Origin of the sequence: Faecalicatena orotica (assembly GCF_003149245.1) — a bacterium.
GTDB lineage: Bacteria > Bacillota > Clostridia > Lachnospirales > Lachnospiraceae > Faecalicatena_A > Faecalicatena_A orotica.
On sequence record NZ_QGDL01000008.1, the window covers coordinates 286,350 to 293,677 of the forward strand.

At 37.4% G+C, this 7,328-nt stretch carries 7 protein-coding genes; 3 read left to right on the forward strand and 4 right to left on the reverse strand.

Annotation, left to right across the window (positions count from 1 at the left end; genetic code table 11):
* Window positions 1-2: 2 nt before the first annotated feature.
* Both A8806_RS14520 and A8806_RS14525 read right to left on the reverse strand, forming a co-directional pair.
* Complete coding sequence (locus tag A8806_RS14520; protein WP_181368736.1) at window positions 3-728, reverse strand: ABC transporter ATP-binding protein; 726 nt, start codon at window positions 726-728, stop codon at window positions 3-5.
* Between the two features lie 72 nt (window positions 729-800).
* On the reverse strand, window positions 801-1,829 hold the full coding sequence (locus A8806_RS14525; RefSeq protein WP_109731914.1) for a MerR family transcriptional regulator: 1,029 nt from the start codon (window positions 1,827-1,829) through the stop codon (window positions 801-803).
* A 645-nt stretch (window positions 1,830-2,474) separates the two neighbouring features.
* Here A8806_RS14525 and A8806_RS14535 point away from each other — a divergent pair.
* A complete protein-coding gene (locus A8806_RS14535) occupies window positions 2,475-4,271 on the forward strand; it encodes a hypothetical protein (RefSeq protein WP_146203295.1) in 1,797 nt (598 codons plus the stop codon).
* 287 nt (window positions 4,272-4,558) lie between these two features.
* Here A8806_RS14535 and A8806_RS14540 read toward each other — a convergent pair whose 3' ends face one another.
* Both A8806_RS14540 and dinB read right to left on the reverse strand, forming a co-directional pair.
* On the reverse strand, window positions 4,559-5,137 hold the full coding sequence (locus A8806_RS14540) for an SOS response-associated peptidase (RefSeq protein ID WP_109731916.1): 579 nt from the start codon (window positions 5,135-5,137) through the stop codon (window positions 4,559-4,561).
* Between the two features lie 22 nt (window positions 5,138-5,159).
* Window positions 5,160-6,410, reverse strand: coding sequence for a DNA polymerase IV (gene dinB, locus A8806_RS14545; protein ID WP_109731917.1), 1,251 nt, complete (start codon window positions 6,408-6,410; stop codon window positions 5,160-5,162).
* A 407-nt stretch (window positions 6,411-6,817) separates the two neighbouring features.
* Between dinB and A8806_RS14550 the strand changes: the two genes are divergently transcribed.
* Together A8806_RS14550 and A8806_RS14555 are read left to right on the forward strand one after the other, a co-directional pair.
* A complete protein-coding gene (locus tag A8806_RS14550) occupies window positions 6,818-7,021 on the forward strand; it encodes a hypothetical protein (RefSeq protein WP_109731918.1) in 204 nt (67 codons plus the stop codon).
* A 28-nt stretch (window positions 7,022-7,049) separates the two neighbouring features.
* A partial coding sequence (locus A8806_RS14555) for a hypothetical protein (protein ID WP_109731919.1) occupies window positions 7,050-7,328 on the forward strand: 279 nt, incomplete at its 3' end.

Below are 7,328 nucleotides of genomic sequence, written 5' to 3' on the forward strand. Positions count from 1 at the left end.
GTTCATGCTCCTGCACCTCCGCTCATAATCTGAAAGAAATATTCCTCCAAGCCGTTCGGGTATTGTTTCTTGATTTCGGATAAAGCCACCTCTTGCACAACGTTTCCGTTTGTAAGAACGCCAACCACATCCGCGATATGCTCAATCTCGCTCAGAATATGGCTTGAAATAAGGAGTGTCATGCCGTCTTTTGCCAGAGATAAGAACAAATTTCGTATTTGCCGGATTCCCATAGGGTCAAGCCCGTTGATTGGCTCGTCTAAAATCAAAATCTGCGGAGAGTGGCTGATTGCCCGTCCGATAGCAAGCCGTTGTTTCATTCCAAGAGAAAATTTAGAAACAGGCTGCTTTCCTGTATCGCCAAGCCCCACCATTTCTAATACTTGCTCGATTTTCCCAAAGCTGTGTTCCATGTAACTTAAATGAATTTCCAAGTTCTCTCTTGCGGATAAATGGTCATAAAAGACGGGCGTTTCAATCAAAATCCCCATTTTTCTCAGGAAGTCTTTTTTGTCAATGGACAATGTTTTCCCCTGCACTTTTATGTTTCCGGCAGTCGGGGATAGCAAGCCTGTGATTAACTTAAACATGGTGGTCTTGCCTGCGCCGTTTGCACCAAGAAGTCCGTAAATCGTACCGCTTTGCACGGTTAGATTACACCCCCGCAAAACCTCCTTGCCGTCAAATACCTTTGTCAAATTACAAATTTCTACTGCTGTATTCGTCATAATGATTGTTTCCTCCCTTTACCAATAAGCTTAAGGGTGGTGGTAACCCCCAAGTCAATAGGGGATTTTTCTTTATTCCAAAGGAATAAACACCTCGTAAAAATTGCGCTCTGTATGCCCTGAAAGCTCAACAAAACGAATGAAAATATAGACAACACCTTTGAAGGTTTCTTTATGTTCTTCTGCCCAGCCATAGGCGGCAAAAAACATTTTTTCCATAATGGAATCGTCGTGACTGTCTGCTTCCAATACAGTATGCAGACATTTACCGCTTTCAAGATATGTTTTTTCTCCAGCTTGCACTTCTTTTACAGCACGCCTTACAAGGCACATCTTTGTCCCTTTATACCCGGTTTGGTCAAAGGTAACTGCACGAACAAGACTTGATAAAATATCGTCCTCTGGCAAATCCATGAATGCAAGCACTCTATCCTTGTAATCATTAAGGGAAGATACTGCATCAAAAGTTTCAAGCACCAAATATAGTGGCAGCTCTTTCACCGTGAATAACTTAGACGAAAGGGCAGCATACTCACAAAAAAACTTTGTTTCGGCAAGACGTTTTAGAATACGCTGTTGTATGCGGATATTATTTTCTACCTCACTTATTTTTCTACTTAACGAGGTGATACCGTTACGCTCCCCGGATTCCATAAGTTCTTTTATTTCAAGCGGCGTAAAACCGCGCTTCTTGTAAAAATCAATGGACATTAAGCGGGAAGCGTCCTCAAAGGTAAATTCACGGTATTGGCTGTTTTTGTTTCTTTGTGGCTCTATCAGCCCGATTTCCTCGTAATAGCGCAGTGTTTCCCTCGTAAGTCCGAGGTTTTTATAAATATCATTGGCACGATAAACAGCATTGTTCTCTGAATCCATGCGGTTAATTTTATGTAGTTCTCCCTGCAATTCGGGATTATCATCAACTATAACTTTGTTTGTAGAAAACCGATTGTCCACAGGTTTTTCAGCGTATGCGGGTATTAGCCATGTTTTGCCCTTTTTCATTGCCCCTGCAATTTTTCCTGCCTTGCAGTAGTAAGCCACCATGCGGCTTGAAACATTCCATATTTGTGCCATTTCACTGGCTGTTAAATAATCCATTTTGTTTCCCTCCTACAGCCATGATACTTCGTATATCTGAAATTTACAAGACTGCTACAGATCACATCAAAAAAATGAGAACAATTATAAAAAACACAAAATAAAAATAGAAAATACACATATTAATGCAAAACTGAAATATGATGAATCTCATCATATAGAAGGAGCGGTCGCTGCTGTGGATATAGAACTTACAGAGGAAGAGAGACGTATCTTGTCGGACAATCGTATTTAAACCCGCTTATGGAGTTTGGCGCATCCTCTGTTTTCCTTGCAAATGTTACATTTGAGCCTGGCTGCAGTAAACTGGGGTAACAGTTTTGGCTGTGTATTAAGTGTATAGAGTTAAAAAGAATGAAATATAGGTACTGTATACACAGTTGATATGAAAATATGTGTATGTAGTAAGAGGGAAATTTGGATATCTGGTATGGGGGAATAGAGTCTCATGACCAGTTTTTTTATTGTCAAATATGCATAGATAACGATGTTGCTATTTGAGGAAGAGTAGGAATTGAAAAAGCGGAAACTAATTATTATTGTCATACAAATAATTATTTGTTATATAGAATATATATCAAAGACAATGACTTCATCGCAGGATTATGTTAAAATTTGATTAGATTAATAGGGACATTTTGTCTAATGAAGGGTGGAAGAATTGTATTGGTAGAAACGTTTGCTGAAAAGATAGCTTCTCACTTAGCTGAAAAAGTTAGGAATATATTAATTTCAAGAGGTAAGAGCAAGGCAATAAGTGTTTATAATCAGAAAACAGAAGAATATCTTTTGAAGCAATATATCGAGAATTTGGATGAACAATTATTAGCTAGGTATGGTAATGAGTTATTGTATGATGATTTGTGCAGGGTTTTGCTAGAAAAAAATAATCTTGAATATATAATAGACCGATGCAGAAACAGAAATATATTAGATTTAGAAACAGAGCAGGAATTTCTGGATACTGTTATGAATGAGTTAAAAGTTAAGATTTATAACCAAAAGACGATTAAAGAAATTTTAAAACATCTTTTAAACGTGACATTTAAATGCTTTAATAATTTAGCTGATCCAGAAAATATTATGTTGAAAAATATAGTTCAGTATGACGGAGACAGAACTAGAGATTACATATCAGGTGTGAGGCAAACTACAGATAAGATATTAAAAAATATGGATCAGCTTTCAGAAGAGTTCTATGCATTAAAAGAAGAGGTTAGCAGCCATTTTAACCAGCGGGGATCTGGAGAACATTGGAATGAGCTGGGGAGATTATCATCTGAAGATATAGAACTGATTAGTTCAGGCGAATATAATGTAAAGATTGAGGCGCAATATTCAGAAAATTATTTTACTGTATTCTCAGAAATTAAGATTTCTCCAAAAACATTCCAGTTTGAAAATATTGAAGATTATATCTCGTATTTACGGTTCACTGGTAAAATAGGGGAATTTGAAATTTGCCGTTTTGAAATTACAGATTATAAAGGCATATCCAGACAGAAATATGAAGACAAATCATATAAGGGGTTACGGATAGCACTTCCAGAATTGTATGTCAAAGAAATTGAGCTTGCTAAGATGGAATTTGCAGAAATGAAGGTTAAGGTACGTCCAAATTTTGACTATTTGTGTTTTCAACTAGAAAATGATGAAGGTGATATTATTATACCTGAAAAGAAATATAAAATTGAACGGGAACGAAGGGATAATAATGTAGTTGCACATATGTTGGATACTAGCTCCAGAGGACAGCTTATTGTTAATTTCCATGTTGAAATACAGAATGACCCGTTAAAAACAATAACCACAGTTCAAGTCCTGCAACGGGATTCAAAGAAAGTTTCGAGCAATATTGAATTTTGTAATGTAATGGAAAAAATAGCAAATGCAGATGGAATTGTGGCCAGAGATATAAGTGATGACCGAATCATCATGAAAGCTAGTGGCACGTTTCCGTTAGAACAAGAATTTGTTGATACATTGCAGCAAAGGCGAGATTTTTATAAAAAACTAAAAAAGCTTGAAAATAGGTTTAACCTGCAGTTCCAAGTACCGCATAAGGTTGAACAGAAGGAAATAATGAATGTAGATCAGATTATTGAATTACTTGATAAGGGAGTTGTAAAAACAGATAATGCTGAAATAACAATGCATCAATCAGAAATTCAAATAAATAGTGGCACAATAAATGATCTTATTGGAACGAAAGGATATGTTTTTATATGGCATTATCAAAAGATAACAATCTGGGATGTCGAGATTCCAGTATCTGAATATTTTAAAGTGGTGAACTTTACAGACAAAATTACATTAGATGAACATAATGATATTAAAATGTTTTCTAGAAGTAGTTATATATATAATGAGAAATTGGCAGAGCTTCCTCAGAATCAAATTATAGATAATCTGGCAAAAGGGAAGATGACGATAATGAAATAAATTCTGAACAGGGTAATTCGTAAAGGGGATACGCTGGTCTTGGCTGCAGTTCTCTTAGGGATCCCCCGAAAACAGCCAGTTTTTTCAGATATGTAGTAAAAACATAATCGAAAGAACTGGCTGTTCAGTGATTCTGTTTATGGAGCCAATGCAAGTTCAGTGGTCTACACAATGGTTTGGATGGCAAGGCAGACGAACTAAATAGTTGTTTTGCAAACAGCAGGTTTGAACAGAACTTCATACCTACTTTTTTAGTGTAAAAGTGAGAGGGACATTTCCGTATTTAATTAGGCAGATACTTCTCGTTGTAACACCGGCATAGTGGCATGGAGATATGACAGAGCAAACTCTTCAGACATAATCCAATCTTCAGCAATTTCTTTTTTCAAAATGACAGGCATACGGTTATGGACATCCGCAATCGAATTGTTGGCATTTGTTGTCAGAATGACAAACTTATTTTCACCATTAAACTCATTAAATATGCCTGCCATATAGAGTGTATGATCATTGGGAAGGTTAAAACGGTACTTGGTTTTTGTACCAGTCTGCGACCATTCATAAAAGCCTGTGCTGGGAACCACACATCTGCGTGTATGCAGACTCTTTTTAAACATGGGACGGCTGTCTGCAGTTTCAGAGCGGGCATTAATGATGACACCTTTTGCCCCAAACCGTGGGAATCCCCATGTGCTGAGTTCCGGTTTTATACCGTTTTCTTCCAGACATAGGATTGGTGCTGTGTTTGTAGGAAAAATCTCACCATGTTTCATAGTGTTTTCAGGATATCGGTTGTTAAGTGATTTGACAATATGCATAATTTCCTGATTTTCTTCTTCTGTAAATAAACTATATCTTCCGCACATCGTTATGTCCTCCTGAGATTTATTATTGGGATTGTCCTTTTAAAAATGCTTCTGGATATATTGTATGCTCTGCAATGGGATCAAGGCGGGAAAGTTTATCATCCATGAGCATAATTCCACGTTGTATGGAGTAGTGACCATAGCGCTGCCGTATCTTATCAATGCTCCGCTCTAAATCCTCCTGTCTCTGATCTTTAGATGTCTCTTCTAAAAAGGAAAGTTGGCGATACTCCATATACGAAAGTTTGCAGGCACGAACACCTAAGCTGCGTACCGGATTTGCTGGACGGTTATCCTGATACAATGCAAAGGCTTTTTCAAAAATCGCCTGTGAGGTACAAGTGGGAATAGGAAGCCTTCCCTGCCGTTCATAGGAAGTGAGCGTATTGTCCCGAATGCTGATCTGGACGCTGTGGCAATAAAAATTCTCTTTACGCATTCGCTCCGCCACGCTCTCGGACAGTATATATAAAATAATTTTTATGTCTGTATCAGTAACCAGATCACGGGGTGTTGTGGTACTGTTGCCTATGGTTTTAATGATCCGGTGGGAATAGGTATGTGAGACAGGAGAACGGTCAAGGCCGTTGGAAAATGCCCAGAGCATCAGTCCGTTTTTCCCAAGTAGCCTCTCTAAAAACAGAGGGTCTGTACGTGCTAAATCACCAATGGAACGGATGCCATGTTTTAATAATTTCGCATAGGTTGCTTTCCCGACATAAAGCAGCATATCGGCCGGAAGCCCCCAGATTTTTTCTTTAAAGTCCTGCCCGATTATGGTGGTGGCATCTGGTTTTCTCATGTCACTGCCTAATTTTGCGAAAATCTTATTATAGGAGACTCCAATACTTGCAGTAATCCCCAGTTCTTGTTTGATCCGGGTACGGATTTCGTCAGCGATAACCTTTCCATTTCCGAAGAGGCTGGTGGATTCACTTACATCCAGCCAGCATTCGTCTAGTCCAAATGATTCTACCCTGTCTGTGTATTCTGCATAGATTTGGCTGGCAGCCTGGGAAAATTCAATATACCGGTCATATCTTGGCGGCGTAAATATAATATCAGGACATTTCTGTCTGGCCATCCATAGGGGTTCACCTGTTGTAATCCCATATCTTTTTGCTTCATAATTCTTTGCCAGGACAATCCCGTGACGTGCATCTGGATCACCGATCACTGCCATAGGTTTTCCACGCAGGCTGGGATTGTCCAAAGATTCGACAGAGGCATAGAAATTATTCATATCGGAATGAAGGATTACTGACTGCTGCATATTAATCTGTCGCTCCCCACGTTTTTATAAGAGTATTATTTGATATATACCGAATTTTTATGTGGCAGAATGCAAAGGAAGCGGGCACTATGACAATTAAATCTGTGTTTGAAGTTTTAGTAAAAGCATTTTTAGAACACAGTATTACAGCATCTTCATAAATATTCAATACAGTTCTTTCATTAAATATGATATAATTTACCCAATTAAAACAGAAAAGTGCCCAGTATGAGTGGTGGAGGAGGAGAAATATCTATAAAAAGTTTATAGATAATAATGGAAGATATCTTCTGTGTAGAATTCATAAAGGTGGCTCGATTGTAATGTATAGACATTTTAAGAAGTATCACCATAATGTAAATCCCAGTCTGCAGAACCGTTAAAATTAGAAGTCGTGGAGGTGAAAAATGGAATTTCAAAAAGATGACTTGGTAGAAGCTAAAAGACAGATTGATTCAACGTTACACAAGTTAAGAGAAACAATAAAAACTTTTGAATCAAAAGAGAATGTAGAGAGATACAAGTCACAAATCACATTAGCAAAAAGACGGATAAAGGCATTTGAAATTGCGAACTGCCTTATAGAAAATGAAATTGCAAGCAAGATATAGGTGATTCGAAAGTTATGGAGGTGAGTAAATGTATTTATCTGAATATTGCGATGTAAATTATGAAGAGACTTATAATGTAGTATTTGTGAAGTGGAAAAAGTTTTGTTGTAAAGGTAATTATAGAAAACCTTTAGAGCATGCATTAGAGGTTATAAAGCAATACAAATGTAATTATGTTGCGGATACCAGAACTGGTTTTGAAAACATACCAGAAGATACTAAATGGGTTGCTGACTATTTTATGCCTAAGGCAGTTGAATATGGGTGTCAATGTATCTATTTTATTATTGATGAAAAAAATTCATTG

What these genes read in the sequence shown, in the direction of transcription:
- A8806_RS14520 (WP_181368736.1), bottom strand. Translation starts at nt 728, where the DNA reads ATGACGAATACAGCAGTAGAAATTTGTAATTTGACAAAGGTATTTGAC.
- A8806_RS14525 (WP_109731914.1), bottom strand. Translation starts at nt 1,829, where the DNA reads ATGGATTATTTAACAGCCAGTGAAATGGCACAAATATGGAATGTTTCA.
- A8806_RS14535 (WP_146203295.1), top strand. Translation starts at nt 2,475, where the DNA reads ATGAAGGGTGGAAGAATTGTATTGGTAGAAACGTTTGCTGAAAAGATA.
- A8806_RS14540 (WP_109731916.1), bottom strand. Translation starts at nt 5,137, where the DNA reads ATGTGCGGAAGATATAGTTTATTTACAGAAGAAGAAAATCAGGAAATT.
- dinB (WP_109731917.1), bottom strand. Translation starts at nt 6,410, where the DNA reads ATGCAGCAGTCAGTAATCCTTCATTCCGATATGAATAATTTCTATGCC.
- A8806_RS14550 (WP_109731918.1), top strand. Translation starts at nt 6,818, where the DNA reads ATGGAATTTCAAAAAGATGACTTGGTAGAAGCTAAAAGACAGATTGAT.